19 protein-coding genes and 1 pseudogene are annotated in these 19,452 nt (G+C 61.9%); 10 read left to right on the top strand and 10 right to left on the bottom strand.

From position 1 onward, the window contains the following. Positions 1-43: 43 nt before the first annotated feature. Positions 44-745, top strand: coding sequence for a hypothetical protein (locus JN756_RS11135; RefSeq protein WP_046384028.1), 702 nt, complete (start codon positions 44-46; stop codon positions 743-745). A gap of 58 nt (positions 746-803) precedes the next feature. Beyond that, on the top strand, positions 804-1,859 hold the full coding sequence (locus tag JN756_RS11130) for a permease (protein WP_026140034.1): 1,056 nt from the start codon (positions 804-806) through the stop codon (positions 1,857-1,859). A 38-nt stretch (positions 1,860-1,897) separates the two neighbouring features. Here the strand turns inward: JN756_RS11130 and mnmH are convergent, their stop codons facing one another. The 4 genes from mnmH to JN756_RS11110 form a co-directional block, all read right to left on the bottom strand. Next, complete coding sequence (gene mnmH, locus JN756_RS11125) at positions 1,898-3,001, bottom strand: tRNA 2-selenouridine(34) synthase MnmH (protein ID WP_017847034.1); 1,104 nt, start codon at positions 2,999-3,001, stop codon at positions 1,898-1,900. Next, positions 3,001-4,035: a selenide, water dikinase SelD gene (gene selD, locus JN756_RS11120; RefSeq protein ID WP_046384029.1), complete on the bottom strand. Its 1,035-nt coding sequence runs from the start codon at positions 4,033-4,035 to the stop codon at positions 3,001-3,003. Before selD ends, mnmH begins: the two co-directional genes overlap by 1 nt. Before the next feature lie 97 nt (positions 4,036-4,132). Next, positions 4,133-4,882: a TerC family protein gene (locus tag JN756_RS11115; protein WP_017847032.1), complete on the bottom strand. Its 750-nt coding sequence runs from the start codon at positions 4,880-4,882 to the stop codon at positions 4,133-4,135. A gap of 28 nt (positions 4,883-4,910) precedes the next feature. Then, a complete protein-coding gene (locus tag JN756_RS11110) occupies positions 4,911-5,162 on the bottom strand; it encodes a hypothetical protein (RefSeq protein ID WP_017847031.1) in 252 nt (83 codons plus the stop codon). A gap of 134 nt (positions 5,163-5,296) precedes the next feature. Here JN756_RS11110 and nhaR point away from each other — a divergent pair, with 134 nt between their 5' ends. After that, the gene (gene nhaR, locus JN756_RS11105) at positions 5,297-6,199 is read left to right on the top strand and encodes a transcriptional activator NhaR (protein WP_017847030.1); all 903 of its coding nucleotides are present in this window, start codon (positions 5,297-5,299) and stop codon (positions 6,197-6,199) included. Positions 6,200-6,203: 4 nt separating this feature from the next. Here the strand turns inward: nhaR and JN756_RS11100 are convergent, their stop codons facing one another. Continuing rightward, positions 6,204-7,358, bottom strand: coding sequence for an MFS transporter (locus tag JN756_RS11100; protein ID WP_046483161.1), 1,155 nt, complete (start codon positions 7,356-7,358; stop codon positions 6,204-6,206). Between the two features lie 230 nt (positions 7,359-7,588). Here JN756_RS11100 and sstT point away from each other — a divergent pair, with 230 nt between their 5' ends. After that, positions 7,589-8,809, top strand: coding sequence for a serine/threonine transporter SstT (sstT, locus tag JN756_RS11095; RefSeq protein ID WP_201022102.1), 1,221 nt, complete (start codon positions 7,589-7,591; stop codon positions 8,807-8,809). A gap of 83 nt (positions 8,810-8,892) precedes the next feature. Here the strand turns inward: sstT and JN756_RS11090 are convergent, their stop codons facing one another. Continuing rightward, on the bottom strand, positions 8,893-9,402 hold the full coding sequence (locus JN756_RS11090) for a DUF1993 domain-containing protein (RefSeq protein WP_017847025.1): 510 nt from the start codon (positions 9,400-9,402) through the stop codon (positions 8,893-8,895). A gap of 116 nt (positions 9,403-9,518) precedes the next feature. Here JN756_RS11090 and JN756_RS11085 point away from each other — a divergent pair, with 116 nt between their 5' ends. Beyond that, on the top strand, positions 9,519-10,169 hold the full coding sequence (locus JN756_RS11085) for a YceH family protein (protein WP_079443295.1): 651 nt from the start codon (positions 9,519-9,521) through the stop codon (positions 10,167-10,169). Between the two features lie 60 nt (positions 10,170-10,229). Here JN756_RS11085 and JN756_RS11080 read toward each other — a convergent pair whose 3' ends face one another. Next, complete coding sequence (locus tag JN756_RS11080) at positions 10,230-11,048, bottom strand: shikimate 5-dehydrogenase (protein ID WP_017847023.1); 819 nt, start codon at positions 11,046-11,048, stop codon at positions 10,230-10,232. Positions 11,049-11,204: 156 nt separating this feature from the next. Between JN756_RS11080 and JN756_RS11075 the strand changes: the two genes are divergently transcribed. The 3 genes from JN756_RS11075 to JN756_RS11065 all read left to right on the top strand — a co-directional run bounded on the left by JN756_RS11075 (position 11,205) and on the right by JN756_RS11065 (position 12,263). Next, complete coding sequence (locus tag JN756_RS11075; protein ID WP_046384035.1) at positions 11,205-11,558, top strand: hypothetical protein; 354 nt, start codon at positions 11,205-11,207, stop codon at positions 11,556-11,558. Positions 11,559-11,803: 245 nt separating this feature from the next. Further along, positions 11,804-11,998, top strand: a complete 195-nt coding sequence (locus JN756_RS11070; RefSeq protein WP_017847021.1) for a hypothetical protein — start codon at positions 11,804-11,806, stop codon at positions 11,996-11,998. A gap of 91 nt (positions 11,999-12,089) precedes the next feature. Next, on the top strand, positions 12,090-12,263 hold the full coding sequence (locus tag JN756_RS11065) for a hypothetical protein (protein ID WP_017847020.1): 174 nt from the start codon (positions 12,090-12,092) through the stop codon (positions 12,261-12,263). Between the two features lie 3 nt (positions 12,264-12,266). Here JN756_RS11065 and JN756_RS11060 read toward each other — a convergent pair whose 3' ends face one another. Further along, on the bottom strand, positions 12,267-13,334 hold the full coding sequence (locus JN756_RS11060) for an AI-2E family transporter (protein WP_017847019.1): 1,068 nt from the start codon (positions 13,332-13,334) through the stop codon (positions 12,267-12,269). 160 nt (positions 13,335-13,494) lie between these two features. Here JN756_RS11060 and trhP point away from each other — a divergent pair, with 160 nt between their 5' ends. Continuing rightward, complete coding sequence (gene trhP, locus JN756_RS11055) at positions 13,495-14,817, top strand: prephenate-dependent tRNA uridine(34) hydroxylase TrhP (RefSeq protein ID WP_046384037.1); 1,323 nt, start codon at positions 13,495-13,497, stop codon at positions 14,815-14,817. Between the two features lie 6 nt (positions 14,818-14,823). Here the strand turns inward: trhP and ctpM are convergent, their stop codons facing one another. Together ctpM and JN756_RS11045 are read right to left on the bottom strand one after the other, a co-directional pair. Then, positions 14,824-16,503 carry a methyl-accepting chemotaxis protein CtpM gene (gene ctpM, locus JN756_RS11050; RefSeq protein ID WP_108525657.1) on the bottom strand — a complete coding sequence of 560 codons (1,680 nt, stop codon included), beginning with the start codon at positions 16,501-16,503 and terminating at the stop codon, positions 14,824-14,826. 72 nt (positions 16,504-16,575) lie between these two features. Beyond that, positions 16,576-17,895, bottom strand: coding sequence for a Na+/H+ antiporter family protein (locus JN756_RS11045; protein ID WP_164887027.1), 1,320 nt, complete (start codon positions 17,893-17,895; stop codon positions 16,576-16,578). Between the two features lie 202 nt (positions 17,896-18,097). On the opposite strand from JN756_RS11045, the pseudogene JN756_RS32370 reads away from it, so the two are divergent. After that, positions 18,098-19,414: pseudogene (locus JN756_RS32370) on the top strand (PDC sensor domain-containing protein); the annotation flags it as partial. Positions 19,415-19,452 lie beyond the last annotated feature (38 nt).

Below are 19,452 nucleotides of genomic sequence, written 5' to 3'. Positions count from 1 at the left end.
GGGCTTGTCCGCCTTAATCCGATGCACTGAAGACTCGAGCCCAATGACAATAAAGCCTCTGTGCCTTGCGCAACGCCTCAAACGATATTCATACATCATATTACCGCTGTTGCTGGTCGGCGGCGCCCTCGACCTGACCCTGCAATCGCGCATCAGCCGCGCCGAATCGGTGGACGGCGTGCAAACCCTGGTGTTCCTGCGCCACGGCGAAAAACCCGTCGGCGGCCTGGGCCAACTCAATTGCCAGGGCCTGAACCGTGCGATGAACCTGGCCACCGTACTGCCGGAAAAGTTCGGCAAGGCCAACTTCGTCTTCGCCGCCAACCCGACGCGCAATGTCGAGGAAGGCGAAAAAGATAATTCCTACAGCTACATTCGCCCACTGATGACCATCAGCCCCAGCGCGATCAAGCTCGGCTTGCCGGTGAACATCAAGTTTTCGGCGAATGACACCAGCGCCCTCGCCGACGAACTGGTGGAAAACAAGTACCACAACGCCATCATCTACACCGCCTGGTCCCACGGCTATCTGCCGGAATTGATCAACAAGGTGGCCAGCGAAGCGGTGGGCGAAAAGCACACCATCACCCAAGACTGGTCCGGCAATGACTACGACACGTTGTATGTGTTGACGCTCACCTGGCATAACGGCAAGGCCTCGCTGCTGAGCCGCAACTACAAGCAGGGCCTGAACAACGGCGAACAAACCTGCCCACCGGCGACGCAGGTCAGCGCAGACCTCTGAAGCCTGAGCAATAGAGGCGTATGATGCGCGGCTATTGACTCATCTGCGGATCAACACCATGTCCAACCTCGTCTCCACCCAGCCCAACCGGGGCTGGTCGTTCTGGTGGAAACCAGCGCTGTTCCTGCTGGTCGCCTGCATCGGCCTCTACTACGTGAAGTGGTCGCCCTACTACTTCAAGGCGTTCGTCGCCGCCGACAACCACAGCATCGGCGCGTCGATTCTCAATGACCAGCAAACCTCGCCACTGGCCGCGGCGCTGGCCTACGCCCAGGTGTATTTCCTGGCGATCTGGAAAGCCGCCGTTTTGGCGGTGATCTTGGGCTCGTTGCTGCAAGTGTTGATCCCCCGCGACTGGCTGCTGCGCCTGTTCGGGCGTGCCGGGCTGGGTTCGACCCTGCGCGGCGGGCTGTTCGCGCTGCCCGGAATGATGTGCAGTTGCTGCGCGGCACCGGTGGCGGCAGGCATGCGCCGGCAGCAAGTGTCGGTGGGCGCGGCGCTGGCGTTCTGGATCGCCAACCCGGTGCTGAACCCGGCCACCCTGGTATTCATGGGGTTTGTGCTGGGCTGGGGCTTCACGGCGTTAAGGCTGGTGGCGGGGATTGTGCTGGTGGTGGGCGTGTCCCTGGTGGCCCAGCGCATCGCGCGCCCGGAACAAGTGCCGGAAGCGGCGCTGGGCGCGGTGGCCGAGGCCAGCGTGATCGAGTCGCAACCGTTTTTCAGCCGCTGGTTGCGCACCCTGTGGCAACTGTTCTGGAGCACGATCCCGGTGTATATCCTGGCAGTGCTGGTATTGGGCGCGGCGCGGGTCTGGCTGTTTCCTCATGTGGATGGGGCGATGGCCGACAGCCTGCTGTGGCTGGTGCCGCTGGCGATTGTCGGCACGCTGTTCGTGATTCCGACCGCCGCGGAGATTCCTATCGTACAAACCATGATGACGCTGGGCATGGGCAGCGGCCCGGCCGTGGCCCTGTTGATGACCCTGCCGAGCGTGAGCCTGCCGTCGCTGCTGATGTTGCGCAAGGATTTCGACGCGCGGGTGCTGGTCACCGTGGCCGGCTTGACCATGCTGGTAGGCGTGGTCTGCGGCTTGATTGGAGCGGCGATTCTGTAAGTGGCAGGCGGGGTTGAGGGCCTTATTGCAGGCAGGCATCAACCTCGCAATGCACCACGCTCGCGCAAATACTCCACCACCGCTGCCTGCTCCCCGACAAACTCGATGCGCGCGCCTTTGCTTTCACGCTGGAAGGCGTACATCGGGTCGTAGTACTCGCGCAGCAACCCTTCGATCCACACCCGGTGCAGGTCCACAGCGCCGCTGCGGGTCTGTTCCGCCAGGGCGTCCTGCAGAATCGCCTGCAACCGCTGGAAACGCTCGCCGCCCAGGCGCTTGTGGATATTGGCCAGGCTCTGGGTCAGGCGCTCGCCAAACAGGACGTAGCCGGTTTCGCCAAATACCGCGATGAATTCAGCGCAAAGGTCGACCACGTAATCGCGCAGGATACGTTCGACCCGGCCTTCGACAGTGTCTTCCAGCCACACCATCGCAAAGGTCTGCATGCCCTTGTGCAACGGCAACGGCAGCGCACAACTGCCGATCATGCGGCTCTCATCCTCGACCACAAACTGCTCGACGCCGCCCGCGCGTTTTTTCAGCAGGTCCACCGCCAGGCGGTTCTCGAAGTCGATGTTGGACGGTTGCACTGTGGCCCGCTTGCCGAAGCTGGAACCGCGATGGTTGGCGTGGCCCTCCAGGTCCAGGGCGTTGCGCAGTTGGCCGAGCACTTCGGTCTTGCCAGTGCCGGTCATGCCGCCCAGCAACACGAAATCACACTCGGCGACCGCCTGTTCGACGGTCTCCAGCAAAAAACCACGCATGGCTTTGTAGCCGCCGCCGACGCGGGGGTACTCGATACCGGCTTCGGTTTTCAGCCATTGCTGCACGATCTGCGAGCGCAGCCCGCCACGAAAGCAGTACAGGTAGCCATCGGGATTGGCCTGGGCGAACCGCGCCCATTGCTCGATACGCCCGGCCTTGATCGCCCCGGACACCAGTTCGTGCCCGAGCACGATAGCCGCTTGCTGGCCCTGCTGTTTGTAGCAAGTGCCGACCCGCTGACGCTCGTCATCGGTCATCAGTGGCAGGTTGACCACGCCCGGGAACGCGCCCTTGGCGAACTCGACCGGCGCGCGGGTATCCATCATCGGCCGGTCGTTGAGGAAGATGTCGCGGTAGTCGGTGATGTCAGTCGCCATCAAAACACCTCTACCGCGTGGGTCTGTCGCTCAACCAATTCACCGATGGGCTCAAGGGTCAGGCCCAGTTCGCCGGCGACCGCATGAAACTCGGCGTCGCCCGCGGGCGTAACGGCGATCAGCAGGCCGCCGCTGGTCTGCGGGTCACACAGCACGCGCTTGTGCAGCTCCTGCAGGCGCCCGAGCTTGCTCGCGTAGCTGTCGAAGTTGCGCAAGGTGCCGCCCGGCATGCAGCCCTGGTCCAGGTAGTCCTCGATCCCGGGCAGGCGTGGGACTTTGTCGTATTCGATGCGTGCCGTCACGCCGCTGCCGTCAGCCATTTCCACCAAGTGGCCCAAAAGCCCGAAGCCGGTGACGTCGGTCATTGCCGTGACGCCGGCCAGTTTGCCGAAGCGGCTGCCAGGCTTGTTGAGGGTACACATCCAGTCACGAGCCAGGCCGATATCCGCCTCGCGCAATTTGCCCTTCTTTTCGGCAGTGGTCAGGATGCCGATGCCCAGGGGCTTGGTCAGGTACAAACGGCAGCCGACGGTGGCGGTGTCGTTGCGCTTCATATGGCGCTTTTGCACGATGCCGGTCACGGCCAGGCCGAAGATGGGCTCCGGCGCATCGATGGAGTGGCCACCGGCCAGGGGAATGCCGGCCTCGTCGCACACGGAGCGGCCGCCACGGATCACTTCGCGGGCAACCTCAGGCGCCAGGACATTCACCGGCCAGCCCAGAATGGCGATGGCCATCAACGGGTCGCCGCCCATGGCGTAGATATCGCTGATCGCGTTGGTGGCGGCGATCCGGCCGAAGTCGAACGGGTCATCGACAATCGGCATGAAAAAATCAGTGGTGGAGACCACGCCGCGCTCGTCGTCGATGGCGTACACCGCCGCATCGTCCCGCGAGGCGTTGCCCACCCACAGGTTGGGGTCAAGGTTCTGTGCGCCGCTGCCGGCGAGGATCACTTCCAATACCTGGGGCGAAATCTTGCAGCCACACCCCGCGCCATGGCTGTACTGGGTAAGGCGAATCGGCTCGTTCATGGTGGACCTCAAGCTATCAAGTGCGCGGATTCTAACAGACGGCAAAAAGCCGGCGGGGCTCTTACGAGCACAGCCGGCCTTTTTTGGGGTGCTGCGATTACTGGCGGGCGGCCAGCAACCGCTTGTGGCGGTTGCGCCGGGCGATGTTCAAGCACTCGATCGCCGCCGAGAACGCCATGGCCGCATACACGTAGCCTTTTGGCACATGGGCGCCGAAGCCTTCGGCGATCAGGGTCATGCCGATCATGATCAGGAAGCCCAGGGCCAGCATCACCACGGTCGGGTTGTCGTGGATGAACTTGGCCAGCGGTTCAGCCGCCACCAGCATCACGATGACCGAGGTCACCACGGCAACGATCATGATCGGCAAATGCTCGGTCATGCCCACGGCGGTGATGATGCTGTCGATGGAGAACACCAGGTCGAGCATCAGGATCTGGCCGATGGCCGCAGCAAAGCCGATGGACACGGCATTGCCGCTGCTGGCCTTCTCTTCAGGCTCCGGGTCCATGCTTTGATGGATCTCGGTGGTTGCCTTCCAGACCAGGAACAGGCCGCCGGCGATGAGGATCATGTCCTTCCACGAAAACGCCTGGCCGAGGATCTCAAACACCGGCGTGGTCAACTGCACGATGAACGCAATGGTGCTCAACAGGCCCAGGCGCAACACCAACGCCATGCTGATGCCGATGCGCCGCGCCTTGGCCCGGTGCTGCTCGGGCAATTTGTTGGTGAGGATCGAGATAAAGATCAGGTTATCGATGCCCAGCACGATTTCCATCACGATCAAGGTCGCCAGTGCGACCCAGGCGGTGGGGCTGGCGGCCAGTTGTACAAGGTAGTCCATAGATCAATCCTGACGTTGTGCTGGGAAATTAGGCTTCTTTACGCGTCGATTCAGACTCGTTTTGCGGCTGATCGTCTTTTTTCTGCGGACTGATCAGGCCTTGGGTCGCTTCACTCAATGCCTGCTCGGCGGCCTTGTGGGTGTCATCGATCACTTGCTTGGCCGATTCGCTGGCCTTGCCCATCACTTGCTGTGCGCTTTTTTCGACCTGATCACAACCGCTGACCACTACTAATGAAAGCGCAAGCAACGATGCCGCGCCCAGGGAATTGAGTTTCATGATGTTTTCCTCATTAGAACCATTGGGTCCAAACAGTGACCCCTCGATAGCGATGCATTCTATGCAGGGGAACACTTCAGGAAAATTCGTATTTTTCTCGCGTATACTTCGGTTTTAACGAAGTGTAGGCCGGCATGCTCAATTACCGACAATTGCATTACTTCTGGGTGGTGGCCAAGACCGGCAGCATCGTGCGCGCCTGTGAGCAACTGAACCTCACCCCTCAGACCATCAGCGGGCAGATCAGTCTGCTCGAGCAAACCTTCGGTATCGCCCTGTTTCAGCGGGTCGGCCGTCAGCTCGAGCTGACCGAAGCCGGGCGCCAGGCGTTGCCCTATGCCGAGCAGATGTTCCAGACCGGCAACGAGTTGGAGGCGATGTTGCGCGCCCAGCCGAATGAGCAGCAGATTCTGTTTCGCGTCGGGGTGGCGGATGTGGTGCCCAAATCCATCGTCTACCGGCTGATCGCGCCGACCATGGAGCTCAGCGAGCCGATCCGCATCACCTGCCGCGAAGACAAACTCGAACGCCTGCTCGCCGACCTGGCGATCCAGCGCCTCGACCTGGTGATTTCCGACAGCCCCATGCCCACGCATCTGGACATCAAAGGCTACAGCCAGAAGTTGGGTGAATGCGGCATCAGTTTTTTCGCTACCCAAGCATTGGCTGACCGACACCGCGGCGTTTTCCCACAGTGTTTGCAGGGCGCGCCGCTATTGATTCCGGGGGCGGAGACCGTGGTGCGCAGCCGCTTGCTGCGCTGGTTTGCCGAGCAACAGATCCAACCGAAGATCATCGGCGAGTTCGACGACAGTGCCTTGATGCAGGCATTCGGCCAATCCGGCAGCGGGATCTTTATCGCCCCCAGCGTGATCGCCGATGAGGTGGTGCGCCAGTACGGCGTCGCGCTGATTGGCCAGACCGAGGCAGTGACCGAATCGTTCTATGCGATTTCGGTGGAACGCAAGGTCAAGCACCCCGGCATCGTGGCGATTACCGAAGGCGCCAGGCGAGAACTGTTCACCGCCCTGCCCTGAGGGTTCAAGCGCCAGTCGGCAGCGGTTTGGCGCTCATCAGCCACAGCGCCAGCAGCATCGACACCAGGATGAACCCGGACGCGGCCAGGCCCAGGCTGGCCAGGCCGAGGGTGTCGATCACATGCCCACCGACCAAGGCGCCGAGACCGATACCGAGGTTTCCACCGGCAATATTCAGCGACGCGGCAAACGCCGGCGCATGCGGCGCAGCCTTCATCAGCCGCACATGGCTGACCAGGAACATCGCCGCCTGGGTCACGCCCCACACGGCCATCGCCGCCGCCAGGCCGATGGTGGAGTGAATCGCCGGCACCAACGCGACCATGCCGCCGATCATGAACCCGCAGAACACCATCGACGCAATCAAGGGGTGGCGATCCACCGCGCGGCCGCCCAGGGAGTTGCCGATCAACCCGACCGCGCCAAAGCCCATCAGGCACCAGCCGACCAGCGTGCCGTCGAAGCCGGCCAGGCGCTCAAGGATGTCGGCAAGGTAGGTGTAGGCGGTGAACATGCCGCTGAAGACCAGGATCGACAGCAGGATATGCCCCTGCATCAATGGACTGCGCAGCAGCTTGAATTGCGAGCGCAACGTCACCTGCGCGTTCTTCGCCTGTGTCACCGGCAGGTAGACAAACAGCAGCAGCGCCTTGGCCAAGGCAATCACCGCGAGGACCGCAAACGCGCTGCGCCAGCCGAACATATCGGAAATCAACGTGCCCACCGGAATGCCGAAGACGGTGGCGCAGACGATCCCGAAGCCGATCTTCTCGATGGCGCGACCGGCGTATGCCGGGCCGACGATGTCCACCGCCGTTTCACTGGCCAGCGCCCAGAACACCGGCAAACCCAACGCCGGAATCAAGCGCGCCAGGGACATCACCCAGATATTCGGCGCCAGCGCCGCCACGCCATTGGCCACGGCGAACATGATCAAAATCGTGATAAACAGGCGCTTGCGCTGGAACCGCGCGCAGTAGGCCGTGAGAAACGGGCCGAACGCCGCCACGGTGAACGCAAACAGCGTCACCAGCAGGCCGGCCTGGGACACGCTGACGTTCAGGTCCCGGGCAATCGACGGCAACAGGCCGACGATAATGAATTCTGTGGTCAGCACGGTAAAACCGGCGGCCGACAGCAGCAGGATGGGAAACAGCATGAAAACTCCAGAAACGACAACATCAACGAAAGCCCGGAGGCCCGCTGACGAAGAGGAAAGATGAGAGACGGCGATATTAACAGGATCTGTGCGAATTGGCCGCAAATGGGTGACGGAATGCCGCATCAACAGGGACATTTCCTACAGCATGATAGACTCCGCGCCCGCTTCCTACAGCGCGCTCCACCTGCAATGCTGCGTCCTACTAAAAAAACCAGAGACAACCGTTTATGACTGCTGCCCCTTCCCTTTTCCAACGACTCACGCGCGTCAGCCTGGTCACGCAAATCGTCATCGGCCTGATCGCCGGTATTCTGCTGGCCTTCGTGTTGCCCGACGCCGCCAGGGCCACCGGTTTCATTGGCAAAGTGTTTGTCACCGCGCTGAAGGCCGTGGCGCCGATCCTGGTGTTCGTGCTGGTGATGGCGTCGATCGCCAACCACAAACACGGCCAGGAAACCCACATCAAGCCGATCCTGTTCCTCTACCTGCTGGGCACCTTCGCGGCCGCCGTGGTTGCAGTGATCGCCAGCACGCTGTTTCCCTCGCCGCTGGTGCTCGCCACCCACGACGCCACCGTGAGCGCCCCCGGCGGCATCGGCGAGGTGTTGCAGAGCCTGTTGCTGAGCGTGGTGGACAACCCGGTGAGCGCGCTGATGAACGCCAACTTTATCGGCATTCTGGCCTGGGCCATCGGCATGGGCATCGCGATTCGCCATGCCGGCGAAACCACTCGCACGGTGCTCGATGACCTGTCCAACGGCGTGACCTTGATCGTGCGCGTGGTGATCCGCTTCGCGCCCCTGGGGATTTTCGGCCTGGTGGCCTCGACCCTGGCCACCTCCGGCTTCGGCGCCCTGCTCGGCTACGCCCACCTGTTGGTGGTGCTGATCGGCTGCATGCTGTTCGTGGCGCTGGTGGTCAACCCGGCCATCGTATTCTGGAAACTGCGCCGCAACCCCTACCCGCTGGTATTGATGTGCCTGCGCGAAAGCGGCATCACGGCATTCTTCACCCGCAGTTCGGCAGCGAACATTCCGGTGAACCTGGCGTTGAGCAAACGCCTGGGCCTGCATGAAGACACCTACTCGGTGTCGATCCCGCTGGGCGCCACCATCAACATGGCGGGTGCGGCGATCACCATCACCGTGTTGACCCTGGCCGCCGTACACACCCTGGGCATCATCGTAGACCTGCCCACCGCCGTGCTGCTCAGCGTGGTCGCCGCCATTTGCGCGTGCGGTGCGTCGGGCGTGGCCGGCGGTTCGCTACTGCTGATCCCGCTGGCGTGCAGCCTGTTCGGCATCTCCAGCGATATCGCCATGCAGGTGGTGGCCGTAGGTTTCATCATCGGTGTGTTGCAGGACTCGGCGGAAACCGCGCTCAACTCGTCCACCGATGTGCTGTTTACTGCGGCGGCGTGCCTGGGCAAGGAAGAGCAGCCGGTTTAAACAGCGCTCGCAAAAAAGCCCGGGGCCGTTCACAGCGGAACGACCCCGGGCTTTGTTATTTTATGCGCTCAGCACACGGTTATTCAGAAAGCGCCCATGTAATCACGCTTGCCCACTTCCACACCGTTGTGACGCAGCAGTGCGTAAGCGGTGGTGACGTGGAAGAAGAACTGCGGCAGGCCGTAGGTCAGCAGGTAGGACTGGCCGCTGAAGCGCTTCTCTTTCGGCGTGCCTGGGCGAGTGATGATCTCGATGCCTTCTTTGCCGTCGATTTGCTCGGGCTTGATGCTGTCCATAAACGCCAGGACCTTGGCGATCAGCGCTTGCAGGTCGGCGAAGGTCACTTCGTTGTCTTCGTATTTCGGCACTTCGATCTCGGCCAGGCGCGCGGAAACGCCCTTGGCGAAGTCGACGGCGATCTGCACCTGGCGCACCAGTTGGAACATGTCCGGGAACAGGCGCGCTTGCAGCAAGGCGTTGGGTTCGATGTTCTTCGCGGTGGCGTGGGCTTCGGCTTTGTCCAGCACACCGCTCAGGGCGGTGAGCATTTGCTTGAAGACTGGGACGGAAGCGGCGTACAGGGAAATAGTCATGACAGTCTCATCGGTAAGGGCTGGGTTGGAACCAGCTGCGATTATAGCCATGCCGGCCGCTTGTCTTTTATTTTTTCGGGATTAGGCTAGTGCGTTCACTGCATAGGGAAAGCGCGATGACCGCTGAACACGATATCGACACCCCTGAGCCGCGCCTGAACAGCACGGAAATCCGCATCCTGGGCTGCCTGATCGAAAAACAGGCGACCAACCCGGAAACCTACCCCCTGACCCTCAACGCGCTGGTGCTGGCGTGCAACCAGAAGACCAGCCGCGAGCCGGTGATGAACCTCAGTCAAGGCCAGGTCGGCCAAAGCCTGCGCGTGCTGGAAGGCCAGGGTTTCACCCGCCTGGTCATGGGCAGCCGCGCCGACCGCTGGGAACACCGGGTCGACAAGGCCCTGGAATTGGTGCCGGCCCAGGTGATCCTGACCGGGCTGCTGTTTCTGCGTGGGCCGCAGACGGTCAACGAACTGCTGACCCGCAGCGGGCGCATGCATGACTTCGAAGACGCCGACCAGGTCGTACACCAGTTGGAACGCCTGATTGCGCGGGGACTGGCCGTGCTGGTGCCGCGCCAGGCGGGGCAACGCGAGGATCGCTATACCCACGCGCTGGGCGACCCGGCGGATATCGAGGCGATTATCGCGGCGCGCGGCAACCCGGTGGAACGCGGGGCCGGCGGGGTCTCAGTCGAGCGCGTCGAAGAGCTGGAAGCGCGGATTGCCGCGCTCGAAGAACGGCTGGCACAGCTGGAACAGGCCTGACACGCTCAACCCCCTGTAGGAGCCGGCTTGCCTGCTCCTACAGGTGATTGGCCGCACTGTTCAGCCTCGCGCAAACGCGACGGCGTTTTCGAACTGCTCCTGGGTCGGCCGCACCCCGGTGTACAACACAAACTGCTCCAGCGCCTGGATCGCGATCACTTCCAGCCCGGTGATCACGCGCTTGCCTTGGGCACGTGCGCGCACGATCAACGGTGTTTCCGCCGGTATCGCCACCACATCGAACACAGTCTGCGCCTGGTCCACCGCGTCAGCCTCGAAAGCCAACTGATCGGCCTCGGCCCCGCCGGTCATGCCGATCGGCGTGACGTTGATCAACATCTGCGGGCGCAGATCGCCCAGTTGCGCCTGCCATTGATAACCCAGGCTCTGCGCCAGCGCCCTGCCCGCCGCTTCGTTACGCGCCACGATCACGCCATTGGCATACCCGCCGTCGCGCAGGGCGCTGGCCACGGCTTTGGCCATGCCGCCGCTGCCGCGCAGGGCAAAGGTCGAATCTGTCGGCACTGCATGCTTTTTCAACAGTTGCGCGATGGCGATGTAGTCGGTGTTGTAGGCCTTGAGATGGCCGGCCGTGTTGACGATGGTGTTCAGGGACGCGATGGCTTTGACCGAACTGTCCAGTTCGTCCACCAGGGCAATACTGGCCTCCTTGAACGGCATCGACACCCCGCAACCGCGAATCCCCAACGCCCGGATACCGCCGATCGCGCCGGCTAAATCCTGGCTGCTGAAGGCTTTATAGTAGAAATTCAGACCCAGTTGTTCATACAAATGGTTATGAAATCGCAGGCCGAAATTCCCGGGACGCGCCGACAGTGACATGCACAGTTGGGTATCCTTGTTGGGGTGCATCTGCATGGGTAACTCCTTGAAGTAAGCAAATCGGTACAGACCTTACACAATCTTTACCAATCGGCCGTGCTGTTTTTCAGAAATACGTTGTCTTAAAAGTATCCCCGCGACATTACTTGAGCCAATTGATTGCAGGCCACAAGCGCAGGGGCTAACCGAGGAATGACCATGATTCGTAAAATCCCCAAGATCGCCTTGCTTATCGGTGCACTCGCTATGGCAGGCCAAGCCTCCGCCCACGGTGGTGGATGGGGTGGTCCGGCCGTCTTGGGTGCGTTAGTCGGCGCCGCCGTCGTAGGCTCCGTGGTTGCCAGCCAACCGCGTGAAGTCTATGTGCAGCAGCCGGTGTATGTGCAACCGCAACCGGTTTACGCCGCACCGCCGCCTGTGTACTACGCACCACCGCCGCCGGTGTATGTGCAACAAGAAGTCTATTACCGCCCGGCGCCGGTGTATTACGGGCCACCGCGTGGCTATTACGGCCACCCCCACGGCTACTATGGTCGCGGTTGGTAAGCTTGAACCGATCTGCCTGAACCGGCCTCGCCCACCCGCGGGGCCTTTTTTTGCATGGCGTTTTATCGCACCTCGCGCGGATTGATCGTACCAAGGTCGTTATAAGGACAATGGCCGAGTCGTAATCCCACATCATCGAAGCCGAAAGTCTACTTGCCCGACCGGGTCTCGCGCTGTCATGTTTGTGTCACGACTCACTTTCACTATCCCACCTCTGAACCCGATAACAACAAGGACGGCTGACCATGCCCACGCAAAACCCACACCACGTAGCCGGACTCTGTACGTCCAGCAAGGTCTACAGCGCACTGACCGAACTCAAGCACCTGGAAGGCCACCGCAGCGCAAAATTCCTCGCACTGCTGACCGAAAGCCTGGTGCGCAAAGGCCTGCTCAATGAGCAAGAAGTGGTACACATGCTCGATCAAGTGGTGGAGTGACGCCTGGCGTTGATGTCGACTATCAAGCCGGGTGATTTTTCCTCGACGCTGGCACCCCGTAAGGTGACCCTCATAGCGATTGGAGGTCCATATGCCCACTATTCAGATCATGTCCGTCATCGGCAGCGCCGTTCCTGCCCCCCTGCGCAAGCTGGGTGTACTCGCCTGCTGGTACCTGATGCACGATGGCGAACCCGTCAGCGGCCCGCTCACGTCGTTATCGGCTGCCGAGCAACAAGCGGCAACCTTCAGGCTGCGCGCCTGAGGCCTAGGGCAACGGCAACTTGAGCCGCGGCTTGCTTTCGACAAACAACGCCCAGCTGGACATGAACAACGCCGCCACCAGCGGCCCGATCACAAAGCCGTTGAGGCCGAACACCGACAGGCCGCCCAGGGTCGAGATCAGAATCAGGTAGTCCGGCATCTTGGTGTCCTTGCCCACCAGGATCGGGCGCAGCACGTTATCCACCAGGCCGATGACGAACACACCGAACAGGCTCAGCACCACGCCTTGCCAGATCGCCCCACTCAGCAGGAAGTAGGCCGCCACCGGCCCCCACACGATCCCCGCGCCCACCGCCGGCAGCAGCGACAAAAACGCCATCAGCACCGCCCAGAGCAACGCGCTGGGAATGTCCAGAAACCAGAAGATCAAACCGCCCAACGCGCCTTGGGTCACGGCAACCAACACGTTGCCCTTGACCGTGGCGCGCACCACGCGGTTGAACTTGAGTTGCAGGCGGCGCTTTTGCGGCTCGGCCAGCGGCACCGCCGTGCGGACTTTTCGCACCAGCTCCGGGCCGTCACGCAGCAGGAAAAACAGCAGATACAGCATGATGAAAAAACTCACCAGGAAATCGAACGTGCCCTGGCCAAAGCTGAACGCCTGACTGGCGAAGAACTGGCTGCCCTGCATCGCACTCTTGACGATTTTCTCGCGCAGGCTTTCCAGGTTGCCCATGCCGAAGCGGTCCAGAAGGTGCTGAAAATAAGGTGGCAGGAAGTTCTTGAACTGTTCGATATACCCGGCCACGTCCAGCTTGCCGCTTTCGACATTTTTGTACAGCGTGGCCCCCTCCTGCACCAGCAAGGCGCTGGTGATGATCACCGGCAGAATCGCAATCACCAGGCACACCGTCAGGGTGGCCAGGGAGGTCAGGTTGCGGTTCCAGCCTGATTTCACCTGCAGGCGCCGCTGCATCGGGGCAAAGATGATGCCCAGGATGACCGCCCAGAACACCGCGCCGTAAAACGGCAGCAATATCCAGATAAAGGCAACGGTCACCAGGGCCAGCAGTAACAGCAGAGTCTTGAATTGCAGATTGGTTTGATTCATGTCCGATCCAGGTCAAAAAGCCGGGCGCGCGCTTGCGTCCACGTGCTTAGTCCGTCGCAAATCCCGGGAGTGCCTTTTTTGTTGCAGCAAGCGTAGACCTGGATCAATAAATCCCTATACGCGTTCGGCTACGCTCGCGGCCTTTTGGGCCCCACTCCCCATGTCTCTCGTCCTTGCACCCGAACTGCTCGCCCCCGCCGGCACCCTGAAAAACATGCGCTACGCCTTCGCCTACGGCGCCGATGCGGTATACGCCGGCCAGCCGCGCTACAGCCTGCGCGTGCGCAACAACGAATTCGACCACGCCAACCTGGCCCTGGGCATCGAGGAAGCCCATGCACTGGGCAAGCGTTTCTACGTGGTGGTCAACATCGCGCCGCACAACGCCAAGCTGAAGACCTTCCTCAAGGACCTGGCCCCGGTGATCGCCATGGGCCCGGATGCGTTGATCATGTCCGACCCCGGGCTGATCATGCTGGTGCGTCGCCACTTCCCGATGATGCCCATCCACTTGTCGGTGCAGGCCAATACCGTGAACTGGGCCAGTGTGGAATTCTGGCAACAGCAGGGCATCTGCCGGGTGATCCTGTCGCGGGAATTGTCCTTGGAAGAGATCGGCGAAATCCGCGAGCAAGTGCCGGCCATGGAGCTGGAAGTGTTTGTCCATGGCGCGTTGTGCATGGCCTATTCCGGGCGCTGCCTGCTCTCCGGCTATATGAACAAGCGCGACGCCAACCAAGGCACCTGCACCAACGCCTGCCGCTGGAAATACCAGGCCACGCCGGCGGTGGAAAACGCCACCGGCGATATCGTCCAGGAATATCAGCCGGAACCCACACTGGGCATTGGCGCGCCGACCGATCAGGTGTTCCTGTTGCAGGAGGCCAACCGCCCGGATGAACAGATGCCCGCCTTCGAAGACGAGCACGGCACCTACATCATGAACGCCAAGGACCTGCGCGCGGTGCAGCATGTGGAGCGCCTGACCCGCATGGGCGTGCATTCGTTGAAGATCGAAGGCCGCACCAAGTCCCACTTCTACTGCGCGCGCACCACCCAGGTGTATCGCCAGGCCATCGATGACGCCGTGGCCGGTCGCGAATTTGACCGCAACCTGATGACCAACCTGGAGTCACTGGCCCAACGCGGCTACACCGAAGGTTTCCTGCGTCGCCATGTACACGACGAGTACCAGAACTACCAGAACGGCAGTTCGGTGTCGGAACGTCAGCAGTTCGTCGGCGAATTGACCGGCGAGCGCCGGGGCGAGCTGGCGGAGGTCAAGGTGAAGAACCGCTTTGCGGTGGGCAATCACCTGGAACTGATGACCCCCGCCGGCAACTTTCACTTCGACCTGGCCACCCTGCACAACGCCAAGGGCGAAGCCATCGAGGTGGCGCCGGGGGATGGGCACACGGTGTATGTGCCCTTGCCGGCGCAGATGGATCTGCGTTTCGGCCTGTTGATGCGCGACGTCGAGTAACCCCCCTCAGATCCTGAACTGGGCCACCAGTTGGCCCAAGCGCTGGCCGAGGTCGGCCAGGCTGCGCGACGTCTGGGCGCCCAACTGGGTTTCATCGGCCACGCTGTCGACCGCCACGGCAATCTGATGCACGCTGCGGTTGATCTCTTCGGCGACCGCGGTCTGTTCTTCGGCGGCGCTGGCAATTTGCGCATTCATCGAGTTGATGGTGCCGATCAACTGCGCCATGGTGTCCAGCGACGCCCCGGCTTCGTTGGCTTGGGCCGAGGTGCCGTCCCCGGCATCGCTGGAGCGGCGCATGGCCTCCACGGCGGCGACGGTGCCTTTTTGCAGGCGATCGATCATGCCCTGGATCTCCTGGGTGCTGGTCTGGGTACGACTGGCCAGGGCACGCACTTCGTCGGCGACCACGGCAAAGCCGCGACCGGCCTCCCCCGCCCGCGCCGCTTCGATCGCGGCGTTAAGGGCCAACAGGTTGGTCTGCTCGGCAATCGAGCGGATAACGCCGAGCACGCTGACAATCGACGACACATCCTGCTGCAAGCTGTCGAGGGACACGCCGCTGCTGCGGATATCGTTCACCAGCGCATGGATCTGCGCGATGCTGCCGTCCACCACGCGCTTGGCAGCCTGGCCCTCGGCGTCGGTCTGTTGCGCAGCCACGGAAGCGCCTTGGGCGCTGCGCGCAACCTCCTGGGCGGCGGAAGACATTTGATTGATCGCGGTGGCCACCTGGTCGGTCTCGTGACGCTGACGCTCCATGGCCTGCTCCGAACGCTGCGCCTGGTCGGACACCTGGCCCACCAGCCCGGTGAGTTGCGCGGTCATTTCGGTGATCTGGCGCACCAAACCGTGGATCTTTTCGACAAACCGGTTGAAGGCCCCGGCCAGATCGCCCAGTTCGTCCTGGCTGGTGATAGCCAGGCGCCGCGTCAGGTCGCCCTCACCGGCAGCGATATCGTCGAGGTTGGCTTTCATCAGGTGCAGCGGACGCAGGATGGTATTGGCCAGGATCATGCCCGCCGCCGCAATCACCAGCAGCACCAGCACGGCCACGCCGAAGATACTCAGCAATACGCCCTCCATGCGTTTCTTGACCTTGGCCTCGACCACCGCCACCTGGGCATCGATGCCATCCAGGTTGACCGAGGTGCCGAATACCATGTCCCACTTGGGCAGGTATTCGGTGTAGCCAAGCTTGGGCACCAGTTCGGTCTGGCCGGGCTGGGTCGAGCTGTATTGCAGGTAGTGGGTGCCGTCCTTGCCGACCTTGACCAGGTCGCGGTTGACGTAGACGCCATTCGGGTCGCGGTTGTCCTTGAAGCTCTTGCCCACGCCGTCCGGGCTGTTGCCCTTGAACAGGCGGATGGTTTCGGAGTCGTAGCCGAAGAAGTAGCCATCCTTGCCGTAGCTGGTATTGGACAGCAGCTTGACCACCTCGGCACGCGCCGCCGTATCGCCCGGGGCGGCGGCGTCGTAGAGCGGCTTGATGGTGGTCATGGCCACTTCCACATAACTCTGCAGAGTGGCCTTGGCGGCGTCGAGCAAGTGCTGGCGGGTCTCATCCACCTCGTTGCGCGCTTGCCCCTTGAGGATCCACACCGTGGTCAGGCTGATCACCAACGCAAACAGCAGCACCGGCACTATGGCCAGGCACAGGACTTTGACCTTCAGGCTCAGACGCATGGCTTTTCTCTCTTATTAGTGGCGGCTTAAGAGGTTAACGGCCAGTTGCGCAGATTCTGTAGGACGACCCCGTCAGAGCGTCATCGCCGCCACCCAGCCGAACACCAGCAGCGGGATGTTGTAATGCAGGAACGTCGGCACCACGGTGTCCCAGATATGGTGGTGCTGGCCGTCGATATTCAGGCCGGAGGTCGGGCCCAGGGTCGAGTCCGACGCTGGCGAACCGGCATCGCCCAAGGCGCCGGCCGTGCCGACGATGCACACAATGGCCAGCGGGCTGAAGCCCAGTTGCACACACAGCGGCACGAAAATCGCGGCCAGGATCGGCACCGTGGAAAACGACGAACCGATGCCCATGGTCACCAGCAGCCCCACCAGCAACATCAGCAACGCCCCGATCCCACGGCTATGGCCGATGAACGCCGCCGACGTTTCCACCAGCGAGCGCACGTCACCGGTGGCCTTGAGCACTTCGGCGAAGCCTGAAGCGGCAATCATGATGAAACCGATCATCGCCATCATCTTCATGCCTTCGGTGAACAGGTCGTCGGTCTCGCGCCAGCGCACAATGCCCGATACCGAGAAAATCAAAAACCCGGCCAGGGCGCCGATGATCATCGAGTCCAACCACAACTGAATGATGAACGCCGAGGCGATCGCCAGGCCGGCCACCAGCAGGGTCAATGGGTTGTATTGCACCGCGACCTGTTCGACCCGCTCGATTTTCTCCAGGTCGTACACGCGCTTTTTACGGTAGCTGACAAACACCGCCACCAGCAGGCCGACCACCATGCCCAGCGCCGGCAGGCCCATGGCGTGGGTCACATTGACCTGGCTGATATCCACGCCGCTCTTGGCCACGTTGGCCAGCAGGATCTGGTTGAGAAAGATGTTGCCGAAGCCCACCGGCAGGAACATGTAGGGCGTGATCAAACCGAAGGTCATCACGCAGGCGATCAGGCGACGGTCCAGTTGCAGTTTGGTCAGCACGTACAGCAACGGCGGCACCAGCAGCGGGATAAACGCGATATGAATCGGCAGGATGTTTTGCGAGGCGATCGCCACCACCCACAGCAGGCCGATCAGTAGCCATTTGACATGGCTGCCGCCGCTGGCTTCCTGGCGATCGACCAGCAGCAGCGCCTTGTCCGCCAGGGCATGGGCCAGGCCGGACTTGGCAATCGCCACCGCGAAAGCGCCGAGCAATGCGTAGGACAAAGCCACTGTCGCGCCACCACCCAGCCCACCGTTGAAGGCCTGGAGCGTGGCGTCGATGCCCAGGCCACCGGTCAGCCCGCCCACCAGGGCGCCGACGATGATGGCGATGACCACATGCACGCGGGACAAGCTGAGCACCAGCATGGTGCCGACCGCGGCGATGACTGCGTTAATCATGGTTACCTCAAGCAAAAAACAAAATACAGGCATGCCCGCACCGGCATGACTGCCGGTGTGCAGGCTGGAAGGAGGTCTTATTAGAGGGCGCGCACTTTGCAGCAGGCGCGGTCGCATGTCAAAAAACGACGTCGCTTTCAAATTTAAATTGAACGTTTGAATAAAGAAAAAAATACAGCCGCCGATATAAAGGCTCTCTATGTTTTCAGGTAAAGGATGCTCCGCGATGTCCCTCAGACAGCTGTCCATTCAATGGAAAATCACCCTGCTCGCCGGCCTCTGCCTGCTGGGGATCGTGACCCTGCTGGTGGGTCTGTCGCTGTATCGCATGGAACAGAGTTCGCAGCAGGTCAAAGCCTCCAGCATGCACATGCTCGACGAAGCGGCCCAGGCGCGTATCGAAGCCCAGGGCGAAGCGCAGGCGCTGGGCATCCGCCAGCAGTTCATGGATGCCTATCAATACGGTCACGGGTTTTCCCGCCAGGTGCTGTTCCTGCGCGAACAGGCAGAAAAGCGCTTCCTTGACGCCTTCGACACCCGTGAAGACTTGACCCGCCAGGTCAAGGCCGCCTTGCAGGCCAACCCCGACCTGCTCGGCTTGTCCCTGGTGTTCGAAGCCAATGCCCTGGACGGCAAGGATGAGCTGTTCGTCAACCAGCCAGAGCTGGGCAGCAACGACAAAGGCCGATTCGCCCTCTACTGGTCACAGCCGACGCCCGGCAAACTCACCGCCATGTCGCTGCCCGAAAGCGACATGTCCGACACCAGCATCGGCCCGAGTGGAGAAAAGGCCAACGCCTGGTTCACCTGCCCGCGCACCACCCTCAAACCGTGTGTGATCGAACCGTACTTCTATGTCATCGACGGCCAAAACGTACTGATGACCAGCCTCGTGTTCCCGCTGATAGTGAATGGCAAAGTCATCGCCTCGCTGTCGGTGGACATCAACCTCAACAGCCTGCAGGCGGTGAGCCAGCAGGCGAGCCACACGCTGTATGACGGCCAGACCCAGGTCAGCATTCTCAGCGCCACCGGCTTGCTGGCCGGCTACAGCCCGGATGCGAGCAAGCTCAGCCAGCGCCTGGACCAGGTCGACACCGCCAGCGGCGCGCAATTGCTCAGCGCCCTGGCCGGCAGTACGCGGATCAGCAGCCTGCGCGCCGACCATCGACTCAAGGTCCTGGCACCGTTCACGCCGATCCCCGGCGGCAAGCCGTGGGGCGTGTTGCTGGATGTGCCGGAAAAAATCCTGGTAGGCCCGGCCGAAGCGCTCAAGGCGCAACTGGACGCCGACAACGCCCGTGGCACCCTGCTCGAGTTGAGCCTGGGCCTGCTCGCCGCCGTGATCGGCCTGGGACTGGTGTGGCTGATGGCGCGCAGCGTGACCCGGCCGATCCTGAGCGTGGCGCACATGCTCGAAGACATCGCCAGCGGCGAAGGCGACCTGACCCGCCGCCTGGACTACGCCAAACAGGACGAGCTGGGGCAACTGGCCGGCTGGTTCAACCGCTTCCTCGACAAACTGCAGCCGATCATCGCCGAGGTCAAACGCTC

This window comes from Pseudomonas sp. Y39-6 (assembly GCF_023651955.1).
Taxonomy (GTDB): Bacteria; Pseudomonadota; Gammaproteobacteria; order Pseudomonadales; family Pseudomonadaceae; genus Aquipseudomonas; species Aquipseudomonas veronii.
This window is presented reverse-complemented; position numbering and strand designations above follow the sequence as displayed.

Coding starts and splice junctions, on each gene's coding strand:
- ctpM (WP_108525657.1), bottom strand. CDS start 16,503: ATGCGTCTGAGCCTGAAGGTCAAAGTCCTGTGCCTGGCCATAGTGCCG.
- JN756_RS11075 (WP_046384035.1), top strand. CDS start 11,205: ATGACCATGATTCGTAAAATCCCCAAGATCGCCTTGCTTATCGGTGCA.
- JN756_RS11110 (WP_017847031.1), bottom strand. CDS start 5,162: ATGAAACTCAATTCCCTGGGCGCGGCATCGTTGCTTGCGCTTTCATTA.
- JN756_RS11135 (WP_046384028.1), top strand. CDS start 44: ATGACAATAAAGCCTCTGTGCCTTGCGCAACGCCTCAAACGATATTCA.
- JN756_RS11090 (WP_017847025.1), bottom strand. CDS start 9,402: ATGACTATTTCCCTGTACGCCGCTTCCGTCCCAGTCTTCAAGCAAATG.
- sstT (WP_201022102.1), top strand. CDS start 7,589: ATGACTGCTGCCCCTTCCCTTTTCCAACGACTCACGCGCGTCAGCCTG.
- JN756_RS11100 (WP_046483161.1), bottom strand. CDS start 7,358: ATGCTGTTTCCCATCCTGCTGCTGTCGGCCGCCGGTTTTACCGTGCTG.
- JN756_RS11065 (WP_017847020.1), top strand. CDS start 12,090: ATGCCCACTATTCAGATCATGTCCGTCATCGGCAGCGCCGTTCCTGCC.
- JN756_RS11115 (WP_017847032.1), bottom strand. CDS start 4,882: ATGGACTACCTTGTACAACTGGCCGCCAGCCCCACCGCCTGGGTCGCA.
- nhaR (WP_017847030.1), top strand. CDS start 5,297: ATGCTCAATTACCGACAATTGCATTACTTCTGGGTGGTGGCCAAGACC.
- JN756_RS11060 (WP_017847019.1), bottom strand. CDS start 13,334: ATGAATCAAACCAATCTGCAATTCAAGACTCTGCTGTTACTGCTGGCC.
- JN756_RS11070 (WP_017847021.1), top strand. CDS start 11,804: ATGCCCACGCAAAACCCACACCACGTAGCCGGACTCTGTACGTCCAGC.
- trhP (WP_046384037.1), top strand. CDS start 13,495: ATGTCTCTCGTCCTTGCACCCGAACTGCTCGCCCCCGCCGGCACCCTG.
- mnmH (WP_017847034.1), bottom strand. CDS start 3,001: ATGGCGACTGACATCACCGACTACCGCGACATCTTCCTCAACGACCGG.
- JN756_RS11085 (WP_079443295.1), top strand. CDS start 9,519: ATGACCGCTGAACACGATATCGACACCCCTGAGCCGCGCCTGAACAGC.
- JN756_RS11130 (WP_026140034.1), top strand. CDS start 804: ATGTCCAACCTCGTCTCCACCCAGCCCAACCGGGGCTGGTCGTTCTGG.
- JN756_RS11080 (WP_017847023.1), bottom strand. CDS start 11,048: ATGCAGATGCACCCCAACAAGGATACCCAACTGTGCATGTCACTGTCG.
- selD (WP_046384029.1), bottom strand. CDS start 4,035: ATGAACGAGCCGATTCGCCTTACCCAGTACAGCCATGGCGCGGGGTGT.